The sequence below is a fragment of the Sulfoacidibacillus ferrooxidans genome, from assembly GCF_022606465.1.
Taxonomy (GTDB): Bacteria; Bacillota; Bacilli; order Alicyclobacillales; family SLC66; genus Sulfoacidibacillus; species Sulfoacidibacillus ferrooxidans.
This window is the reverse complement of record NZ_JALBUF010000071.1, coordinates 1-656: the sequence shown is the minus strand read 5'-3', so window position 1 is coordinate 656 and position 656 is coordinate 1. Positions and strand designations below refer to the sequence as shown.

The 656-nt window shown below is 51.5% G+C and carries 2 protein-coding genes; both read left to right on the top strand.

Annotation, left to right across the window (positions count from 1 at the left end):
• Window positions 1-274: hypothetical protein (locus MM817_RS17705; protein WP_241717127.1), on the top strand; the 274-nt coding region annotated here is incomplete at its 5' end.
• The coding region (locus MM817_RS17700) for a hypothetical protein (RefSeq protein ID WP_241717125.1) at window positions 271-656 on the top strand (386 nt) is incomplete at its 3' end. The genes MM817_RS17705 and MM817_RS17700, both read left to right, overlap by 4 nt.

Here is a 656-nt window from a genome sequence, read left to right as displayed (position 1 = left end):
AGAAATCACGCAAGACTTAGCGAGTGCGAACTTGCCTGTTACCTGGGATGGACAAACCTTATTCACCGTTCAAAACGTGCAAAGCGGTACAGGATACAATGTGCAAACCGGATCGCAAACGCCTGAAGCTACCGTTTCCATCACATACAACGTGCCTCTTCCCTTTGATCGTGCATTCACGCTGATCGGCGGCCAACCTCTTGCTGCGACGATTCCTATACAAGAAACAGCCACCTACTATAACGAAACACAGTATACGGGTGATGGCGCATGAACAGGTTTTGGCAAGAGGAACGCGGCGGTTTCTTTGAACCTTTAGGGTTTTCGTGGCTCAACGTGGCCCTATCTGCCGTTTTGCTCCCTGTGCTTTTTTGGGCAGGGACGGCGGTAGTGGGATATGAGACGCTTCAAAACGCGGTCAATCGTGCTGCGTATGCAGGGCAGTCGCAAGTCACACAAACAACGACCACGTCCGCCACACCCACGTTTGGCACGTATCAGGGTGGTTTCACGCTCCAAGTGGCACCTGCTGTGAGCGCAGCGCAAACGAATTGGGACTTGCAACTCAATGACTTAGAACAAGGTGGTCTATTTTCCGATGTACAGAGTCAAGTCGGCTATGTACAGAATCAAGTGGTGATCACGGCGACAGCTGA